This is a genomic window from Thioclava sp. ES.031 (genome assembly GCF_002563775.1).
Classification (GTDB): Bacteria; Pseudomonadota; Alphaproteobacteria; order Rhodobacterales; family Rhodobacteraceae; genus Thioclava.
Genome location: NZ_PDJO01000001.1, coordinates 2388376 through 2406908 on the forward strand (window position 1 = coordinate 2388376; position 18533 = coordinate 2406908).

The window sequence follows — 18533 nt, forward strand, 5'->3', positions numbered from 1 at the left end:
CACTCCGTCCCACGCGAGGGAAATCGCAAACCACCCGAAATTCCGTCGAAAAACCGCTTGTCTCCCCCCGAGACGATCCCTATACGGGTCCGCGGAGACGTGGCCGAGTGGTCGAAGGCGCTCCCCTGCTAAGGGAGCGACACATACGGGAAAAGGCTCTATAATCAGAGCCATAGAACCTTTCCCCCTTTCAGTTGTCCAAATCATTCCCAAAGTCCCAGCCATAGGATTTCAGTCGCATCGGTAGATCCGAAGGCGCCAGCTTGGTGTAGCGGAGTGCCGTGTCATGCTTTGCCCAGCCTCCGCGGCTCATCAGAAGCTTCATGTCTTTTGTAGCGGCATACGTCCATGTGGCGAACGAATGTCGCAAAGAATGGGGCGTGCATGCCTCCGGGAGGCCGGCTGCCTCTCGGAGTTTCTTGAACTCGCGTCGGATCTGACCGCCACCCTTGTAGCGGAGCGTAAACGGTTTACCCTCGCGATTGAGGATGATCGGCCCTTTATCCGGCAACCCTTCCATGTGGTCGATTGCTTTCGAGGGGAGATAGACGAGGCGCGTGCTTGCCTCAGTCTTTCCGGCCCCCTCGAGCTCGCCACGGACCAAGCATTCACGCGTGTTCCAGTTGATGTCTTCAGCAGCCAGAACGAAGCTCTCGCCTGTCCGGCAGCCAGTGCCGAGCAAAAACGCGATGGCAGTGCGTATCCGCCTCTGTGGATCGTCGACGCCATAGCGTTCCGGTGTGCTGGCGACATGCAGTAGATCTTCTGCCTGTTCCGGGGTAAGCCAGAACATCCGACGCGTGTCACAGCCCTTCTCGCGCCTCGTTTTCGTCAGGTACTTGTCAAGAGACCGCAACGGTCCGAGGAAATTGCGCTGGATCGTGCTCTCCACGCAGCCAGGATGGAGCTCTGCAATTGCTCGGGCACGCCACGCGGGGTCGAGAGTCTGACGAAACGTGATCGAAGGTCCGGCGTATTCGAGCAACCGGTCCCAAGGGCGCGGATCGTCGGTGATCTCTTTGAATTCGGTCCCCACGCAGAAGAACGGCTCGTCCCTACGGTCGTCGCCAAAGAGTCCGTGAGGAAAATCAAACATCCCGACCTCCCTTCCGCTTCTTTCGCAACTCGGCCACGAACCGTTCGTATTCCGCGGTAACGGCGGTGTTCGGCGAGTTATTCCGCTGACGGGAACTGTCCGCCGCGCTCTGGCGGCGTAGAGACCTGATCATCGCGATGTTTTCGCGATAGAATAGGTTCTTTCGGCCATGTTTCTCGACGATGCCTTTTGAGTGTGCGTATCGCGCGAGAGTTTTGAACAGCTCACGGCGAGAGATGCCCAGCTCCTCTGCGGCTCCCGTGGTCGTCAACGGATACTTGGGCGACTCCTGGGTTAAAGCATTTCGCGGTCCACGTGGATAGAAGTTGCCGGAGGAAGCTCCGGCAGTGAGTTCGAGATGGTCGTATGCCATGGAAAAGTTCCTTTGTTGCGATTGGCGTGACAAAAGGAGACCCTACCACTCGTCCCTGTAAAGGCGGCACGATGACGATTTTTGAACGACCAAGATCACCATTGACGAACACAAAGTTCGAGCACCGACCTTTTGAAGGGGCTTCAGCGTTCAAGCAGACGCGCTTGCGCAATCTGTCGCTCCAACGGTGCTTTTGGGGCCTTCGGACGGCGCCACCAAGAACCCGGTGCTCCTGACATGGGGGACGGAAAAAACGACCAGGCAATTCGGTCGGCAGGCAAGCCCTCGAAGAGAGACCAGCCTTGGAGTGCTTGAGGAACCGATGGTAGCGAGACGCAATATTGGCAAGCCGTCGGCGAGGGCTATATTCCGAGAGCATCACTGGCGCCAATTTTCCGCGCGGACGTCCAGCGAAAATCCCGCCATGAAATCTATGATGCGTCAAATCCAGAAATCGTTGATTGGTGGCATGGGGCACATGACGATGTTTGTTTAAGGTTTTTCGACTTGACGCTCCTCGCGAAGCCTTACGATCGAGTGAAAATTTCCGACCGCAAGCCGTCTCACCCTCCTACAGCTGCGAAAAAGGTGACAAGTTGATTGGTCCAATCGTAGTCGCGCAATGTCAGGGTCTATCGTGATGGAGGGTTTTCTGCGGTTTGCGCGATGCTAACACTGATACCGCGAACCTTGCTTGACGATCATCGCAAAGAAATCACCGGAAGAGACTGGAAATCCTACACCCTCGTGTCCGGTCTCTATGGAACTGATTCCACTCTCCAATGAAATTCCGTTCGGGCACGGAAAAAACAACCTATTCTGCCGAGCGCCGAAAGGGACGTCATGAAGCCAACCTTCTGCGGATTGTACGTTCGGTTGCATTGCCAATGCTTCAACGCGGAAACTGAATGAAGCAGGCGGCGGCCGTCGCTTTGGACGCGTTTTCTCCCCTGTAGCTCGAAGCTTATGCAAAATACGAAGCGAGAATTTTCCGACGCTTTGGGCGCGTTTTTCCGACGAACGCTGCAAGGGTGTTTTGGTCCTCTTTGACACGGCTTCTGGACCCGCTGGCCAACGGTCGGGTGCTTTCCAAGCCCATCCGAAGAGTTGGAACCTGAGAGAGAAGGAAGCTTCCGTGGTCTTCGCCATGTCTGTGGCCTCCCCCCACCTCCCGGAGAAAACGTCCGCACGAGACACAGCCGGCAAGGGCTGCTCGGAAATTCAGCGCGGAAGCCGACCTTGGATGAAAGGTGCCGCTACTGGACTACCACAGTCGCCATTCGCGAAGAGGCCTTTATGAGCGCGGCCGATGGGAAAAAGCGATCCTGAACCGACTACGCCGAAAAGCCGCTCGAAGCCGAGAGCACCAACCACCCACCCCTGCTGCCGGCGGCCGCTCGGAGCGCTTGATGCAACGCGCATTTTCCATCAGCCGTTGCATCTCCGAGAAAAAGCCGAAGGGTGGCCTCTTCGACGTCAAGTGTTTTTTTCAGTGGCCGCCAGTTTCTTCGGCGTCACTCCCGTAGCAAACGCAGGAAGTGAGATCCTGGTCCGAGGATACCCCTTCGCTTTTTCCGTGTGTGTTTGGGAAAATGTGGTTGCGCGCTGAGCGCGTTTCCCAGTGAGAGGTCCAGTTTGCTTGAATTTTTCCGGAGGGGCGATCCGTGGATCTTTGACCCACAAAATTTACAAAAGAGCGGAGATTTTCTCAAAAAATCCTCTCCTCTATGCGACCGACGGATTTGCACTCCGGTGCACTTGCATGGGCACTCGTTGAGCGGATGCGACTTCCCCTATTTACCCTCTTTTGGCGAGCGCCAAAGTCCACCGCGATGATTTGGGGGCGCGCAGATTGGTGTATATTTGCCACACTTCAAGATAAATATGAAATCGTTATTATGCGTCAGACGGGTCTGAATGTGGCGAAGAACCCTCTGTCTTAGAATCGCGGAGTTGCAGAACGGGCTCCGCGCTCCAGTCTTCACGCGCCCTTGGCAGCATCAAGCAAGATGGCGTCTCCCGGCTGAGCACTCTGTTGGCTGGTATGTTCCATTGCGCCGGGCAATGGCAAACTGCACGTACACCTTGCCGAGTGTGGTTAATCGATGCAGGTGGCATGAGGGTGCCTGACATTGGCCTATAATGGTCGCGATCGGCCATTTCACTCTCTTGAGGCGGGCAGCCGGGCAAATGCGCGCATTCAAGTTGAATAGCCCCGGATATTATGGACGCCTTCTTTGCTAATTTTGAGGCAAGGAGGCTCTGATAGGCAGCACCGAGATCAGCGATAGCTTCAAGCGAAATGCCATCGCGCAGCGCGGCTCATGCCGTTAGCTCAGTCAAAAAAAAGCGCGGCACCGGGGGCGCCGCACAGGTCTATAGCGCGGTGAGCGGCAGGGATCAGCTGCCGCCGCCGTCCAAGAATTCAATCTCGATGAAGGCGAATTCGAACGCATTGGAATTCACCACGTCATGCTGCGCACCCTTCTCGCGGAAATAGGGAACGCCCTTGCGCAACTCTGCGAACCGGGTCTGCTCGCCCGGTTCGCGCAATTCGAGCTGCCCGTCGGCAAGCGGTACCACAACATAGTCATGCTCGTGCCGATGCCAGCCGGTATTGTCCCCCTTGGCAGGGAAGCGCCATTCTGTCACGCGGGTGCGGGCGTTCTCGATCAAGACGCTCCCCACAGCGCTCCCCGCGCTTTTCTCAGCTTCACACATGGCGACCTCTCAGCGCCGTGTCCACGACCGGCCGGATGCTCTCGGCCGGCGTAGGCCTTCTGCTTGCCATTTTGGTCATGCCTTTCTCCTTTGCTTTGTTCGGGGTCAGCAGATTGCCTCGCGGATGGCGGCAATGAGCGCCTTGCGTTCCTTCCGCGCGGCAAGCGCGGCCTCCATGTCCACCTTCACGAATTGCGTTGTCGTGTTCGGCTGCAACTGTCCAATCAAGTCCATGTCGGCCGAGATCACCGTACCCAGCATGAAATAGCCCCCGCCCGACACCGCATCGCGGTGCAATACGATGGGCTCCTGCCCACTGGGCACCTGGACCGAGCCGTAGGGATAGCAGGCATCGGTTATGTTGGACGGGTCCGACCCTGCGCTGAACGGCTGTTCGCGAGGCACGAAGTCCAGCGGTCGCCCACCTTGAAAGCGATATCCCATCCGGTCTGCTTCGTTCGCCACTTTCCAGCTATCCTCGAAGAATCGGCGTTGCGACTCTTCCGTGATCCGGTGCCAATAGAGACCGGGGAGCACCCGAAGTTTCGCCGTTGCGCCGGGCAGGCGCCGGTAGTCTTCGGGAACCGAAGTACCGGGGCGGGCCTTGCCGCTGGCCTTCCCCAGAGGAAGCGAGTCGCCCGGCTGGACCGCGCGACCATCCACACCGCCAAGCGCCCCGATGGGATAGGTGGCACGGCTGCCCAGATGTGGCGGCGTGTCGATCCCACCTGAAATGGCGATATAGGCCCGCGCCCCCGCCTTAAGGAAATCGAAAGACAGCACCTGCCCTTTCTTCACGGAAAGCGCAGTCCAGGTCGGTTGTTGCTCGCCGTCGATACGGGGCGGCAGCTCGGCGCCGCAAACGGCGACGGTCGCGTCCTCGGTGAATTCCAACTCCGGCCCGACGAATACGGATTCGAGCCCGGCGGCGTCCTCGGGGTTGCCCACCAGCAAGTTTGCCGTGCGCATTGCCAAGCGATCCATCGCCCCACCCATCGGAATGCCGAGATGGTAATAACCGGGCCGGCCCAGATCTTGAATCGTGGTCATGATGCCGGAGGAGATGACGTTAATCGGCATAGAGGGCCTCCATCAGCTTGGCGTTGGTGCCGTCCATGTCGGCATTGAAATCGTCGAGCGAAAAGACCACGTCCTTCGTTCGCGGCTCGAACCGCCCGGCCTGGACATCTGCGTTAATCGAGTCGTACTCTTCGCGATTGATGGGCCGCCATTTTACGATGTCGCCAGGTTTGAAGAACACCATGAAGTCCCTCAGGTAAGGCGCTTCCTGCTTGGGGTCGAAAATGGTCATCGGCGTGATGCCGAACATCTGGTAACCGCCAGCGCCGCGCACGGAGTAGATGCAGGAAAACGAGCCGCCATATCCAACCGTCTGTTTCGGCGTATCGGTGCGGGGCCGCAGATATTTCGGCACCTGAATCTGCCGCGAGCGATCGACCATCTGGTAAAGAAAAGGAAGTCCGGAGACGAAACCCACCATCGAGACGAACCAGGGCGCGCTGTGATGCGCCTTGATGAACGCCTCAACGCTGTCGAAACCGTTGATGCGTGCGGCGTAATCAAGATCCGTCCCGTTGGGGTCCTGGTGACGCTCTCGGAACCGCATCAGGGTCTCGTGTGTCCAGGGATCCTGGTAATAGACGGGAACCTCAACGATGCGGGTGTCGAGCTTGGCCTCCTTTTTCTCGGCGGTCTGCTCCATCTCTTTGAGCATATCCATCATTTTCTGTGGATGGATCTTGTCGGGGTCGAACTTGATTTGGAACGAGGCGTTGGCCGGGCAGATCTCGATCACGCCGTCGATATTAGCCTCTCGCACGGCGTTGGTCATCGCCAATGACGTGAAGAACGCCTCGAGCGACATTTCCTCGTCAACCTCGACGAAGACATGCTCATCGCCTCCGAATGTGTATCGGCTCATGTCGTTGTCTCTCCCTGCTTGGTGAGTGTATCGGCGGCATGTTCCAGCCAGAGCTCCAGCCAACGGGTGTGCACCGCGTTGGATTGCACATCCCCATCCTGCGCAAGCGCCGCGAAGAGTGGGGCGGTGGTGGGCAGCCCATCGATCTCCAGATTGCCGAGAGCCCCCTCGAGGCGCGCGATCGCCCCCGCACGGTCCGGGGCCCAGACTATTAGCTTGCCTAAGAGCGAGTCGTAGAAGGGCGGAATCGCATAGCCCTCATAGAGCATGTGGTCGAAGCGAATACCCTCGCCCTTGGGCAGCTTCAGCCGGCTCACCACCCCTGGAAACGGCATGAAAGCATTGGCCGGGTCCTCGGCGTTCAGGCGCACTTCGATGGCGTGCCCCTCCCGGGCGATATCGGCCTGCGTCAGTCCCAGCGGGGCGCCTGCGCAGACCCGGATCATAGCGGCCACGAGGTCAGTGTCGCAGATCATCTCGGTCACCGGATGCTCAACCTGGATGCGCGTATTCATCTCGATGAAATGAAACGCACCCGTCAGATCATCGAAAAGGAATTCCACCGTCCCTGCGCCGCGATACCGCACCGAACGGGCCAGCGCGACGGCCGCGTCGCACAAGTGCTTGCGCGTATCGTCATCCAGCGCGGCCGAGGGCGCCTCTTCCCATACCTTCTGCCGCCGGCGCTGAAGTGAACATTCGCGGTCGTAGAAATGCACGACATCGTGGCCGTCGCCCAGCACTTGAACCTCTATGTGCCGGGCGCGTTCGATGACCTTCTCGACGTAGATGCCGCCGTCGCCGAAGGCCGATTTTGCTTCGTTCGCGGCTTGAGGCGCGAGTTTGCGGAAGGTCTCGGCGTCGTCGGCGATACGGATGCCTCGACCGCCGCCGCCAGCCGTCGCCTTGATCATTACCGGGAATCCAACTGCCTCGGCCAGCTCCAGCGCCGCATCCATGTCGGCAATCACGCCGTCGCTGCCGGGAACGGTGGGCACACCGACCTTGCGCGCCTGTTCCCGAGCCGCGGCCTTGTCGCCCATCAGCCGGATTGTGTCCCCGGACGGACCCACGAATATCAGGCCCGCGGCCTCAACCGCATCTGCAAAGTCGGCGCTTTCCGACAGAAAGCCATAGCCGGGATGGATGGCGTCAGCGCCGCTTTCCTTCGCGGCGGCCAGGATCGCGTCGGTATCCAGATAGGATTTCGCTGCCGCCGGCGGGCCGATTACCTTGACCTCGTCAGCGAGCCGGGCCGCAAGGCTGTCAATGTCGGCTTCGCTGACGACCTGCACGACCTGCAGACCCAGCTCCTTCGCCGCGCGGTTCACCCGGCAGGCAATCTCGCCCCGGTTGGCAATCAGGATCGTCTTAATCGGAAGATCTTCTGCCATGCGTCAATCCAGTTCGGCGATGGTCAGGCCTGCGGTGATGGGCTCGCCATCATCGACAGGGAAAGATGTGATCGTCCCCTCGGCATCCGCCTTGATCTCGTGAAAGGTCTTCATCACCTCTACCAGCCCGATGGTGTCGCCCTTTGTGACCTTGTCGCCCGGCTCCTTGAAGGGCGGCTCGTCCGGCGAGGGCTTGCGATAGAAGGTTCCCGGGATCGGGCTCTTGATTTCGTGTTTCGCCATGTCGTCTCTCCTGTTCTTGTTGGTTGCGACCGATCAAGACGTTTTGAGTTGCCCCAGCGCTTCGTGCACCGCGCGGGCGATCTCGACCGAATTCGGCGTGTCCGAATGAATGCAAATAGTCTCGGCTTTCACCGGCAGCGTCTTGCCACCCACGGTCGTCAGAGTGCGGTCGCGCACCGCCGCCACAACCCGGCTGGCAGCAAGGTCGGGAGACACCGCCTCGTGCTCACGGGTGATGATAAGCCGCCCCTTGTCATCATAATCGAGGTCGGCAAAGAACTCCGGCAGGAAGGTAACGCCGCGCTCGGTATAGACCTTTTCATGCAGAGTGCCGGAAAGTCCAGTAACCGGAACCCCGTAGACGAGCGCCGCGTCGGCCACCGCTTCGGCGATATGCGGCTCGCGCGCCGCCATGCCGTAAAGCGCGCCATGGGGCTTGATATGGCTAAGCGCGACATCCGCCTGCTTTAGGAACGCACTAAGCGCCCCGATTTGGTAAAGGATTATGTTCGCCATTTCCTCGCGCTCGATTTTCATCTCGCGCCGGCCAAAACCGGGCAGATCGGGCAATGAGACATGGGCGCCCACCTTTACCCCGTGGGCCTTGGCCAATGCCACCGTCTGGTGCATATGGCCTGGGTCGGATGCATGAAACCCGCAGGCCACGTTCGCCTGCGTGATATGGGGCATGATCTCTGCGTCATTGCCCATCCGGTAAAGGCCGAAACTCTCGCCCATGTCACAGTTAATCTCCGCCCGCATGGGCTCTCCTCCTTCATTCCCGCAATCGTACCAGCCGAAGTGGCGTAAGCGTCTACCGGCCTGCACCGACATACACCCCCAAGCTCCCGCCGATGATAGCGCCCCTCCTCGGTCGCAGCGGCATGTCACCAAGTATTCCGCTCGAACCTCGCGGCACCTCGCCAGAAAGTTTAGAGGCCAGGAATGGAAGTTGTAAAATACGAATATCAGCGCTCATTTATTACTTTATTTTATACCACAACACCCATCGCCTCGCGCGCGCCGGTCCAGACCATGGCGGCACATTACTGGCCACTTAGCTAATTTTATGCAATATATTCGTTGCCTTGCCTGGCAGCCCCGCTCCGAAGCATTGCTTGCAGCGCGCCAGCGCAGTGGTTACTTTGAGGAGTTGAAATTCGAAAATAAAAAAGAAGATATTCAAAAGATGAAAGAGCCGTCGCTTCGACAGATCCGCTACTTCACGGCCGTGGCCAATGCCGGACAGGTTTCGCGCGCGGCCAAAGAGCTCAATGTCTCGCAATCAGCCCTTACCAACGCGGTGAAACAGCTCGAGGACATTGTGGGCGTTTCTCTTTTCAAGCGTCACGGCGGCGGTGTCACACTGACATACGAAGGCAACATTTTCCTCGATCATGCACTACGGGTCATGGCGGTCGTCGACGAGGCCGTGCGTTCGCCCAGCCGCAAGCGCGACGATGTCAACGGGCGCCTGCGTCTTGCCATAACCTATACCGTCGCGGGTTATTACATCCCGCCGCATATCGAACGCTTCCAGCGCGCCTTTCCCGGTGTAGAGCTCGAACTGACGGAAGCGCCTCGTGACAGAATCGAGGATGGCCTCGCCTCGGGCAGCTTCGACCTTGCGGTGATGCTGACCTCGAACATCATCGACCAGGAAGGGCTCGAATTCGAGACCCTCATGCAGTCGCGCCGCCGCCTATGGCTGGCGTCGCGCCACCCTCTGCTGTCGCAGAATAACGTCACGCTGGCCGATGTCGCACGCGAACCCTACATCATGCTGACGGTGGACGAGGCCAGCAATACTGCACAGCGATACTGGAACCAGACCGCCTACCGGCCGAACACTGTCTTCAGAACCTCATCGGTCGAGGCTGTCCGCTCATTCGTCGCCGGCGGCATGGGCGTGACGATCCTGTCAGACATGGTCTATCGCCCGTGGTCCCTTGACGGCCGCAGGGTCGAGGTTATCTCCTTGGCCGACAAGGTGCCGACGATGGATGTGGGCCTGGCATGGCCCGCCAACGTGCCGCTGGGCAGCGCCGCGTCGGCGTTCCGCGAATTCATGCATCTTGGCGACGAAGCCTCGTGACCCGCCCCCCAGCGCCGCCGGCATCGGCGGGCTGGCGACGCTGGGGGCTTCGGCTCCGTGAGCCTGAGCATCACTCCCAATGCGCCACGGTGCGTCGTTCGAATGTCTCGCGGAACTGTGCCGTCGTCTTAGGCAGCAACTCGCCCGTTTCCCATTCCAGGATCACGGCATAGCGGCGCACCGCGTCGAGCATGTCGATCTCGCCCGCATTGTAGAGCGCGGCGACCTCTTCTGGGTCCATCCGCGCCCATTGCACACGTTCGGCTCGGATTTCGGCGCGAAGCCGGTCGGTGGCCATCTCGTCTATCTCATACTCGCCGAGGTCAGCATCGATCTGTTTGAGAACGACGCCGTAGTCCCGTGCCGCCCTCTCGATCGAAACATAGTCGTCGATCACGTCGTCACGCACCTTTTCGGGTGCGCGCTCCAGCGGATCGCCGAAGCCGCCGCCGCCGGCCGTGGGGCGTGCGAATTCGTCGCCCGGATGAACCGGGTAATCCGAAAAGACCGAACCGAGCCATTTCCGTTCGCTTTCGCCGTTGCGCCTGATGGTCAGGCCATGAGGCATCGACGGTAGACCGCCTTCGACCCCCCAGACGACAGCGCGTTCACGGTCGCAGATATAGGACATCACCGCATCCTCGCTATCGAGAAGGATCGAAGTTTTCTGCACCCCTGCCCCTCCACGCCACTTTCCTGGACCCGCACTGTCACGCAGGATCTGGAATTCTGTCGTGCGCGTAGGATTGACCCGCTCGTTCCCCTCGTTGGGCTGCGACATCAGCCCGGTTCCGAAACACGCCGTCGTCACGTCCGAGCCGTCCTTGCCATTGCGTCCGCCCCAACCGCCGGGCAGCCATTCATAGAACATGAACATCGGCTTTTCCGGGGAGCGAAGATCACGCCCTCCCGCCAGCAGATATTCCAGATTGAACGCACAGGCGATCGCGCGTTCGGGCATGATTTGGGACCACATTTCAAAAATGGCGTTCATGATCTTCTCGAACGGCATAAGAAAACCGGTCACCGCGACAGGCCATTGGGCACTTACAACACTGTTTTCGGGCGCCGAGATGTCGATCATCCGGTAGAACCCACTGTTCAGCGGAAGGTCAGGAAAAAAAGTCTTCATCCCTGCCACCACCGCCGAGAACGTTGCGCCGGGGGCAGAGTTGTAGATCGACGCGATGGTGGCGTGACTGCCGGTGAAGTCATAGTGGATACGATCGCCCTCGATCGTCATCTTGATATGGATCGGTATCATGCCTTCGCCTTCGCCGGGATCGCGGTCGATGAAATCAACCGTTTCCCACGTGCCGTCGGGCAGGGCCGCGATCCGTTGACGGACGGCGCGCTCGACGTAATCCTGAACCTCGTTCATGCCTTGGAGAACCTGACGGCGCCCGTATTTGCGCACAAGCCGGAGGACTTCGCGCTCGGCCACTTGGGTGGCTTGGGCCTGCGAGTGAATATCGCCGATAATCGAGTTTGGGTCACGCGAGTTCGCGGCGATCAGCCCGGCCACATCCTTGCAGAATTCGCCGCCGCGGAAAAGGCGCACGGGCGTGATCCGGACCGCTTCGCGAAACATGTCGCGGGCAGTGACATCGAAGGATCCGGGCACTGAACCGCCAAGATCCGACCAATGCCCGTTGGACTGCGAGAAACCGATCAAGGTGTCATCGTCGAAGATGGGCCGCACGAGGCGCACATCGCTGAAATGCGTGCCGCCGGCATAGGGATCGTTGATTGCATAGACATCACCGGGCATCATTTCGCCGTCGAAGGCACGGATCACGTCTTTGCAGGTGAAATGCAGGGTGCCGACATGCACAGCGATGTCCTGGTTGCCCTGCGCGACGGAATTTCCTTCGGCGTCATGGAGTCCGTTCGAAAAGTCCCGGTTATAGATCACAAAGGAATAACATGTGCGCAGCATCTGCTCGGCCATTTGATCGACCGACGTGATGAAGGAGTTTTTCAGAACCTCAAAGGTCACTGGGTCAAGTTGTTCATTGAGCATTTGGTCCATGGGTCAGGCCTTCGTGTGAATAAGAATGTTCATGTAGGCGTCCACCTCGGCGCTCATGCTTGGCGGCACTACAATAGTCGAGTCGAACTGCTCGACGATTGCCGGCCCCGAAAAGGCCGCCCCTGCGCTCAGGCGATCACGGTCGTAGATGGCTGCGTCATGCGCCTTGCCATCGAACCACACCTTGCGATGGCCAATGGGCTCCGGCGTACCAGGGCGCACCTCGTTCTTCGCCGGCTCCGCCTTGGGAACGATCCCAACCGCCTTGACGGCGACGCGAAACAACGAGACGGGCGACGTTTTCAGAGCATAGTTGTATTCGCGCTCATGCGCCTCGTGGAACGCCGCGATCAGCGCCTCTATATCAGTGATCCGGGGCGGCGCCGACACCTCGAGCGAGCGCCACTGCCCTTGGTACATCATCTCGACAGAACGCTGCAGCATCATGTCCTTTTCAGCCACGCCCTCGCGCTTGAGCTGGGCGCGTGCCTCGTCCTCGATGCGCTGGAAGGCGGTCTCCAGGTCGGCCGGCTCGGTCTCGGCCGCGGCCCCCATGAAACTGTCCGAGAAATCGTGTTGGATGTCGACAAGCAAACAGCCGAGCGCGGATGTCACACCCGGATTGGGGGGGACGATCACCGTCGGAATCGACAATTCGCGGGCCACCGCCGCACCATGCAATGCCCCGGCCCCCCCGAAAGCACACAGGGCGAAGTCTCGCGGGTCGTAACCGCGCGAGATAGACAGCAGCCGGACCGCGTTCGCCATGTTAGCGTTGGCCACACGCACGATCGCCTCGGCCGCCTCGTGAAGCTCCATCTCGAAAGGCGCGCCCACAGTGCTGCGCACCGCCGCTTCAGCGAGCGCAAAATCAAGGGTGATCTTGCCACCCGCAAGCGAGCTGCCAAGCCGTCCAAGCACCACGTTCGCATCCGTGTTAGTCGCAGTGGTATTGCCGTTCTTGTAGCAGGCAGGCCCCGGATCAGCGCCAGCCGATTGCGGCCCGTTGCGCAGCGACCCGCCCTCGTCCTTCCAGGCAAGAGACCCGCCACCAGCCCCAATTGTGAGCACCTCGATGGAAGGAAAGCGGATCGGGAAGCCGTATTCGATATACCAATCCTTGGTGATCCGGGACTCGCCCTGGTAGGAGACCGACACATCGGTAGACGTGCCCCCCATGTCGAAGCCGATGGTGTTGGGGAACCCGCAGAGATTGCCAATGAAACGGCTGGCGATCGCGCCCGCTGCGATGCCCGAACCAGCGAGCCGCGCCGCGAAGTGGCGCACCGCGCGCGTCGTCATCACACCGCCGCCCGTGTGCAGCAACAACAGCTCGCGCGCGTAACCGCCATCTGCCAATTTATCCGCGAGCCGCGAGACGTAGTCGACCACCACTGGCGACACCACCGCATTGGCCATCGTAGTCGAGAACCGCTCATGCTCGAAAATCTCGGGCATGATCTGCGACGAGATCGAGACGGGCACATCCGGCATCACCTCCTTGAGGATGTCGTGCATGCGTTGTTCGTTGGTTCCGTTGACGTAGGAGTTCATAAAGCAGACCGCGATCGCCGCCACGCCGCGCTTTTTCAACACCTCGGCCACCAGATAGGCATCCTCCTCGTTCAACGCGCTCAGGATCTCGCCCTCGGCGCTGACCCGTTCGCGCACAGTCAGTCGGTCGCGGCGCGGGATATACGGCTTGGCCACGTCTTTGTAGGTGTCCCACAAGTCTTCCTTGTTGGCGCGCCGTATTTCGACGACATCTCTGAAACCCTCGGTGCAGACCATCGCAGCCCGCGGAAGATTGCGAGTTATCAGCGCGTTCGTCGCAACAGTAGTGCCATGCGAGAACATTGAGACATCCGAGAGGTCAATGCGACCCTGCTCGATCCCGTTAATGATCGCTCGCATCGGATCATCGGGGGTGGAGGCGGTCTTCTCAATACGAATCCGGCCTGTCGCCTCGTCCATGATACAGATGTCAGTAAAGGTGCCGCCAACGTCGACGGCGACTCGGGTGTTAGCCATTCTGGTTCCTCCAGGTTTGAGCGGACACGATGGGCCCGTCTGCCGAAGAGGAGTCCTCGGCAGCTTCTTGCTTCATTGACTGGACGTCTCGGTCGACGGGAGAGCGGGCCGGCTCAAGCCGGCACGGCTCGCGCGGCCATTACATTGCCCTGCGGAGGCGTCCCGCCTCCTTACGCGTTTCCGTCGGCGTGCATCCGAACTTCGCCTTGTAATGCCTTGAAAACTGGGCCTGGTCGGCAAAGCCCCAGCGATATGCGATCTCGGCGACGGTTGCGCCCGCTCCCTGGGCGCGCAGCTCTTCCGAGCAACGGGTCAGGCGGCGGTCGCGGATATAGCCGTTGACGGACGGGCCCGCGTCAGAAAAGAGTTGTTGCAGGTAGCGCAAAGAGATTCCGCAGGCCCGCGCAACGCTTTGCGGGGACAGGTTCGGATCCTTCAGGTTTTCGCGGATGAACTGCTCGGCTCGGTAAAGATGCGCTGCCCGCACCGTCGATGTAGTGCTGTCGAGTACGCGCTCGTCACTGCGTATCGCAAGACAAAGCATTTCCAGCAGATGGCTTCCGGCCGTCTCGCGCGCCGAATAGTCGAGTTGCTCAATATGGGAAATGGCGGCTCGCATGCTGCTAAGGAAATAGCCGGCCACGCCATGCCGCCCGTCGAAGATAAGCCCGCCCAGCCGCTCGGAGGGGCCGATCCGCGCGCGCACGTTGGCGGAAGGCACCTTCAGCACCCACTGGATATTGCGGCGCGCATGCCAGTATTCATACGGCGCGTCACTGCGCTCGACGATGAAGCTGCCCGGCTTGCAGCAGGTCCGCCTTTGGTTCTGCGAATACTGCACTTCATCGTTTTCCGGGATAGCAATCAGGAGCGAGCTTTCGGTCTCGTTCAGGAAGTGATGACGCTTGCGCTGGTAGAGAACCCCGTCACAATCTATCCGGGACAGCCCGATCACGCCCAGCGACCATTGCTGCATCTCGCCACGGAACGCTTGGCGATCGAGGCATTCCGTGTCGAGGGGGAAATAGGCCTCGGACACCATCTTCTGCCATTTATCGCGTCCGCCCGGCATGGCGGACCCTCCACTACTGATGATCATTTTCCGTCTCTCGTGCCTCTGGATTGAAGGGCCCGACACGTCCCTTAAAGACAGGATAGTGACAGGGCGCGCAGGCGTTCTTGCCGATTTGCGCATAAATTCTTGCAATCCTACGGCACGTCATCGCAGCGCTCCCTTTAGCCAGGGCCCGGGCCACGCATTTGCACGCTGGTCAAGCGGCGCCCGACCGAACGCCCGACGCTCCAAGCTGGTCCCAGTTGGCAGCACCGCCGTTCAGACGAGACCACCCGCCCTTTCGAAAGCCGCGCGGATCTCGGCATCATCGGCACCGCCCCCGAGCAATGCGCTCAACAGTAAGCGCGCCTTGATGGGCGAGAGACTTCCCGCAAAGATTACGCCGGCTTCCTGCAATGTCCGCCCGCCCGAATCTTTACCGTAAACGGGCAGTGTCCGGCCTTCGGCGCAGCGCGAGGCGACAACAACCGGCACTCCGGCCTCCGTCAGGCGCGCGATACGTTCAGCGAAACCGCTCGGGGCATTCCCCCTGCCAAAAGCGGACAGCACAACGCCAGACTTGCCCGCCGACGCGCAGTAATCGAGGTAATCCGGCGTGCTGCCGAGTCCCAAAAGAATTAGCTCGACCCCTGGATCGAGCCTCGGCGCCTCGACATGGGACCGGGCCAGCGAACGGCGATAAAGATATACGGCACCATCATCAACCTCGCCCAGCTTGCCCAAGCCGGGCGAGCGGAAAGTATCGACACGCGAGCTGTGCGCCTTCGTCACCTCGCGGGCGGCGTGAAGGTCCCCCTCGAAAAGGATAACCGCACCCTGCCCTCGCAGCCCCTCCGAGGCTGCACAGCGGATGGCATCCGCAATGTTACGCGGCCCATCAGTATCGGGCGCACCCGCATGGCGCTGAGCGCCGGTAAAGACCACGGGCTTGTCCGAACGGACCAGAAGATCGGCGAGAAACGCGCTTTCTTCCATGGTGTCAGTACCGTGCGTGACCACGACCCCATCCACGGCATCGTCGGCAAGCACCTCGCCAATCCGGGTGCACAGACGATGCACAGTTTCCAGGTCCAACGCATAGCTGCCGACTGCCTCGAAATCCTCGACCTGCACAGTGATCCCATCAGGCCGTTCATGCAGGCTATCCAGCAGCCGATGCGCGGCGACGTTGGCATTCACCGGCCCGCCTGCGCGCTCGGCAGTTGAAGCGATTGTGCCCCCGGTCGCGATAAGTGTGACGTTCTTCATGGCAACATCCTCAATTCGCGGAAACGCTACGCGGACAGTCCGCCCGCCGGCGCGCGCGGCGCGCCTCCGCCAGTTCGATTATTTTGTTCCAGCGGCGCACCAGGAAGTTGTGCTCGTCCATGGCGCTATTCCAGACCGCGATATGCTTAGCGCGCGCCCGGTAGGAGCCGCCCGAGCGGACATCGCCCGCGCGGATCGCCTCCCGCCCGTGAGGATCGGGCAGATTGCGCGCGGCGGGCTTGCCCTCGTACCAGTAATCCCATTCGTCCGAATCCAGTACCGCGCGCACGCGTTCAGGGACAGACATGTAATAGCCCTGCCGCGCCATGCATGCCCCCGCCCAGCCGTCGAGGAACCAGTTGAACCAAGCATAGGCCATGTCCAGCCGTTTCCCCTGCAAATGCTGCGCCAGACAAAGCCCGCCATGCCAGGCGCGGTAACCCTCGGTCGGGGACGCCTGGCGCACCTTCATGCCGCGCGCTTTCATTGCCACCACAGAGGGCGACCAGATTGACGAAATGCACAGGTCACCATCCGAGAACCGGTCAACGGGTTCCGACGCTCGCCGCCAGAACGGGGCGAAATGCCCAGAATTGACCAGCTCCACTGCGTGGCCATACATCTCATCAATTTCTTCTACCGTCATGTTGCCCAGGTCGCGCACCTCCATGCGGCCAGCTGCAACAAGCGCCATAGTCAGGTCGAACGCCCCGATCGCGGGTTCATCCACCAATGCGACGCGCCCTTGCCATCGCGGGTTGAGCAATTCGGACCAGCTGACGACGTCGCGATCCACGTCCAGCGCCGCCTCACCCTGATTGATGGCGAAACTGTCGAAGTTGTAGACCGTAGGTAGCATCGAGATCCGCCCCGTCGGGTTCGCCGACAAGGTGGCGTCGGGTTGCACATATAGACGGCTGGCGGGTGTGTCGCCTAAACCGCCGCCCGTCCCGTTGGCGCCAACACAACGAGCAAGATCGCTCATCTCCTCCCAAGCGTCGATCCGGGAAATCTCGATCGGTTGAATCGCGCGCCAGTGCCAGACGATATCGAGGTTGTGAAAGCACTGGTCATACACATCATAGGAATCTGATCGCATCGCCGCCGTTCGCTGGGCGGTCACGAAGTCCTGTTCCATGAATTCTATCGGAAAGCCGAGGTCGGCCTCAGCGCGTTCCTTCAGAAGCCGCCAAGGCAGAATCTCAGTGCACAGGATTCGTAACGGTTCCATCAGGCTACGGCTTTCACACTCTTCAAACGCATGAAAGCCGCAAATGAACGACGGATGCGTTCGGGATCAAGCCCCTCGAGGATAAAAACCATCCGCGAAACCCGCGCGCCCTCCGGCCAGTGTTCCATATGGACCGGCGCATGAACCAGGTGCTGCACCCCGTGAACTGCCACCGGTCGCTCCTCGCCGGCGATGGCCAGAATCCCCTTAAACCGGAATATGCGGTCACCATAGCGGTGCAACAAAAGCGTGAGCCAGATGCCAAAATCGGTCCAGTCCACGTTTTCCTCGACGGTCAGGGAAAACGTCACGACACCCAGGTCTTCATTTAGGTCGTGATCATGGTGGTGATGATGCCCGTCGATTTTCTCCGCCTCCGGCAGCGGCGGCACGCCGGGATCGAGATCGCGGACTATCGCATCCGCAGCGTCCATGTTGGTTAGCACCCGCGCCGAGGGATTCAACCGCGAGAGCGTTGCCCGCAGCGCAGCGATCTCTCCATCCTCTGCCAGATCCGTCTTAGTCAGAACAATCCGGTCGGCTGCCGCGATCTGGCGCACGGCCTCGGCTCGATGCTCGACCTGGCGTGTCGCATTGACGGCATCGACCGTAGTCAGAACGCCTCCGTTATCGAAGTGGCTGCGCAGCACGGGATGTGCGCGCAGGGTCTGAAGCACCGGGTAGGGATCAGCCAGCCCGGTCGTCTCGATCACGACACGGTCGAAGTCGATCTCGCCCCGCGTCAGTAGGCTGTGAAGGTTCATCAATGCGTCGGCTACCTCACCGCGCACGGTGCAGCAGATGCAGCCGGATTTCATAAGCACTACATTGTCGTCGATACGGTCCAGCAAATGGTGATCCAGCCCCACCTCGCCGAATTCGTTTATCAGCACCGCAGCGCGGGCCATTCCCGGATCGGTCAAGAGACGCTGCAGGAGCGTGGTTTTCCCGGATCCCAGGAAGCCGGTGAGCAGCGTAACCGGAATCATTGTCCGCCCACCCAATCGATGAGCGCATCATCAAGCGGATCGATCTCGCACCCCGCGAGAGCC

The 18533-nt window shown here is 60.2% G+C and carries 15 protein-coding genes; 1 reads left to right on the forward strand and 14 read right to left on the reverse strand.

Features of this window, described 5'->3' with window-relative positions:
* Positions 1-190 precede the first annotated feature (190 nt).
* From AXZ77_RS11390 to AXZ77_RS11425, 8 genes are all read right to left on the reverse strand, one after another.
* Entirely contained in the window at positions 191-1096 is a 906-nt protein-coding gene (locus tag AXZ77_RS11390; protein WP_098411245.1) for a tyrosine-type recombinase/integrase, read from the reverse strand.
* Positions 1089-1469 carry a hypothetical protein gene (locus AXZ77_RS11395; protein ID WP_098411246.1) on the reverse strand — a complete coding sequence of 127 codons (381 nt, stop codon included), beginning with the start codon at positions 1467-1469 and terminating at the stop codon, positions 1089-1091. The genes AXZ77_RS11390 and AXZ77_RS11395 overlap by 8 nt, the downstream gene beginning before the upstream one ends.
* A gap of 2400 nt (positions 1470-3869) precedes the next feature.
* Positions 3870-4145, reverse strand: coding sequence for a cupin (locus AXZ77_RS11400; protein ID WP_255266480.1), 276 nt, complete (start codon positions 4143-4145; stop codon positions 3870-3872).
* A 150-nt stretch (positions 4146-4295) separates the two neighbouring features.
* Positions 4296-5270, reverse strand: a complete 975-nt coding sequence (locus tag AXZ77_RS11405; protein ID WP_098411248.1) for a biotin-dependent carboxyltransferase family protein — start codon at positions 5268-5270, stop codon at positions 4296-4298.
* Positions 5260-6132 carry an allophanate hydrolase subunit 1 gene (locus AXZ77_RS11410; protein WP_088726402.1) on the reverse strand — a complete coding sequence of 291 codons (873 nt, stop codon included), beginning with the start codon at positions 6130-6132 and terminating at the stop codon, positions 5260-5262. The genes AXZ77_RS11405 and AXZ77_RS11410 overlap by 11 nt, the downstream gene beginning before the upstream one ends.
* Positions 6129-7526 (reverse strand): acetyl-CoA carboxylase biotin carboxylase subunit, encoded by a 1398-nt coding sequence (locus tag AXZ77_RS11415; protein WP_098411249.1) that lies wholly within the window; start codon positions 7524-7526, stop codon positions 6129-6131. Before AXZ77_RS11415 ends, AXZ77_RS11410 begins: the two co-directional genes overlap by 4 nt.
* A gap of 3 nt (positions 7527-7529) precedes the next feature.
* The gene (locus AXZ77_RS11420; RefSeq protein ID WP_098411250.1) at positions 7530-7769 is read right to left on the reverse strand and encodes an acetyl-CoA carboxylase; all 240 of its coding nucleotides are present in this window, start codon (positions 7767-7769) and stop codon (positions 7530-7532) included.
* Between the two features lie 33 nt (positions 7770-7802).
* Positions 7803-8603 (reverse strand): LamB/YcsF family protein, encoded by an 801-nt coding sequence (locus AXZ77_RS11425; RefSeq protein WP_255266481.1) that lies wholly within the window; start codon positions 8601-8603, stop codon positions 7803-7805.
* Between the two features lie 235 nt (positions 8604-8838).
* On the opposite strand from AXZ77_RS11425, the gene AXZ77_RS11430 reads away from it, so the two are divergent.
* Positions 8839-9864: a LysR family transcriptional regulator gene (locus tag AXZ77_RS11430; RefSeq protein ID WP_255266482.1), complete on the forward strand. Its 1026-nt coding sequence runs from the start codon at positions 8839-8841 to the stop codon at positions 9862-9864.
* A 70-nt stretch (positions 9865-9934) separates the two neighbouring features.
* On the opposite strand, the gene AXZ77_RS11435 is transcribed toward AXZ77_RS11430, so the two are convergent.
* From AXZ77_RS11435 to AXZ77_RS11460, 6 genes are all read right to left on the reverse strand, one after another.
* Complete coding sequence (locus tag AXZ77_RS11435; protein ID WP_098411252.1) at positions 9935-11896, reverse strand: hydantoinase B/oxoprolinase family protein; 1962 nt, start codon at positions 11894-11896, stop codon at positions 9935-9937.
* 3 nt (positions 11897-11899) lie between these two features.
* A complete protein-coding gene (locus AXZ77_RS11440) occupies positions 11900-13927 on the reverse strand; it encodes a hydantoinase/oxoprolinase family protein (protein ID WP_098411253.1) in 2028 nt (675 codons plus the stop codon).
* Positions 13928-14066: 139 nt separating this feature from the next.
* The gene (locus AXZ77_RS11445) at positions 14067-15026 is read right to left on the reverse strand and encodes a helix-turn-helix domain-containing protein (protein WP_098411254.1); all 960 of its coding nucleotides are present in this window, start codon (positions 15024-15026) and stop codon (positions 14067-14069) included.
* A gap of 234 nt (positions 15027-15260) precedes the next feature.
* Positions 15261-16250, reverse strand: coding sequence for an asparaginase (locus tag AXZ77_RS11450; RefSeq protein ID WP_098411255.1), 990 nt, complete (start codon positions 16248-16250; stop codon positions 15261-15263).
* Positions 16251-16260: 10 nt separating this feature from the next.
* Complete coding sequence (locus AXZ77_RS11455; protein ID WP_166504508.1) at positions 16261-17481, reverse strand: PotD/PotF family extracellular solute-binding protein; 1221 nt, start codon at positions 17479-17481, stop codon at positions 16261-16263.
* Positions 17481-18470 carry a GTP-binding protein gene (locus tag AXZ77_RS11460; RefSeq protein WP_075777469.1) on the reverse strand — a complete coding sequence of 330 codons (990 nt, stop codon included), beginning with the start codon at positions 18468-18470 and terminating at the stop codon, positions 17481-17483. The genes AXZ77_RS11455 and AXZ77_RS11460 overlap by 1 nt, the downstream gene beginning before the upstream one ends.
* Positions 18471-18533: the final 63 nt, after the last annotated feature.

Bases quoted from the DNA above. Each gene is read 5' to 3' on its own strand.
- AXZ77_RS11390 (WP_098411245.1), bottom strand. From the start codon at position 1,096: ATGTTTGATTTTCCTCACGGACTCTTTGGCGACGACCGTAGGGACGAG.
- AXZ77_RS11395 (WP_098411246.1), bottom strand. From the start codon at position 1,469: ATGGCATACGACCATCTCGAACTCACTGCCGGAGCTTCCTCCGGCAAC.
- AXZ77_RS11405 (WP_098411248.1), bottom strand. From the start codon at position 5,270: ATGCCGATTAACGTCATCTCCTCCGGCATCATGACCACGATTCAAGAT.
- AXZ77_RS11410 (WP_088726402.1), bottom strand. From the start codon at position 6,132: ATGAGCCGATACACATTCGGAGGCGATGAGCATGTCTTCGTCGAGGTT.
- AXZ77_RS11415 (WP_098411249.1), bottom strand. From the start codon at position 7,526: ATGGCAGAAGATCTTCCGATTAAGACGATCCTGATTGCCAACCGGGGC.
- AXZ77_RS11420 (WP_098411250.1), bottom strand. From the start codon at position 7,769: ATGGCGAAACACGAAATCAAGAGCCCGATCCCGGGAACCTTCTATCGC.
- AXZ77_RS11425 (WP_255266481.1), bottom strand. From the start codon at position 8,603: ATGTCGGTGCAGGCCGGTAGACGCTTACGCCACTTCGGCTGGTACGAT.
- AXZ77_RS11430 (WP_255266482.1), top strand. From the start codon at position 8,839: ATGCAATATATTCGTTGCCTTGCCTGGCAGCCCCGCTCCGAAGCATTG.
- AXZ77_RS11435 (WP_098411252.1), bottom strand. From the start codon at position 11,896: ATGGACCAAATGCTCAATGAACAACTTGACCCAGTGACCTTTGAGGTT.
- AXZ77_RS11440 (WP_098411253.1), bottom strand. From the start codon at position 13,927: ATGGCTAACACCCGAGTCGCCGTCGACGTTGGCGGCACCTTTACTGAC.
- AXZ77_RS11445 (WP_098411254.1), bottom strand. From the start codon at position 15,026: ATGATCATCAGTAGTGGAGGGTCCGCCATGCCGGGCGGACGCGATAAA.
- AXZ77_RS11450 (WP_098411255.1), bottom strand. From the start codon at position 16,250: ATGAAGAACGTCACACTTATCGCGACCGGGGGCACAATCGCTTCAACT.
- AXZ77_RS11455 (WP_166504508.1), bottom strand. From the start codon at position 17,481: ATGGAACCGTTACGAATCCTGTGCACTGAGATTCTGCCTTGGCGGCTT.
- AXZ77_RS11460 (WP_075777469.1), bottom strand. From the start codon at position 18,470: ATGATTCCGGTTACGCTGCTCACCGGCTTCCTGGGATCCGGGAAAACC.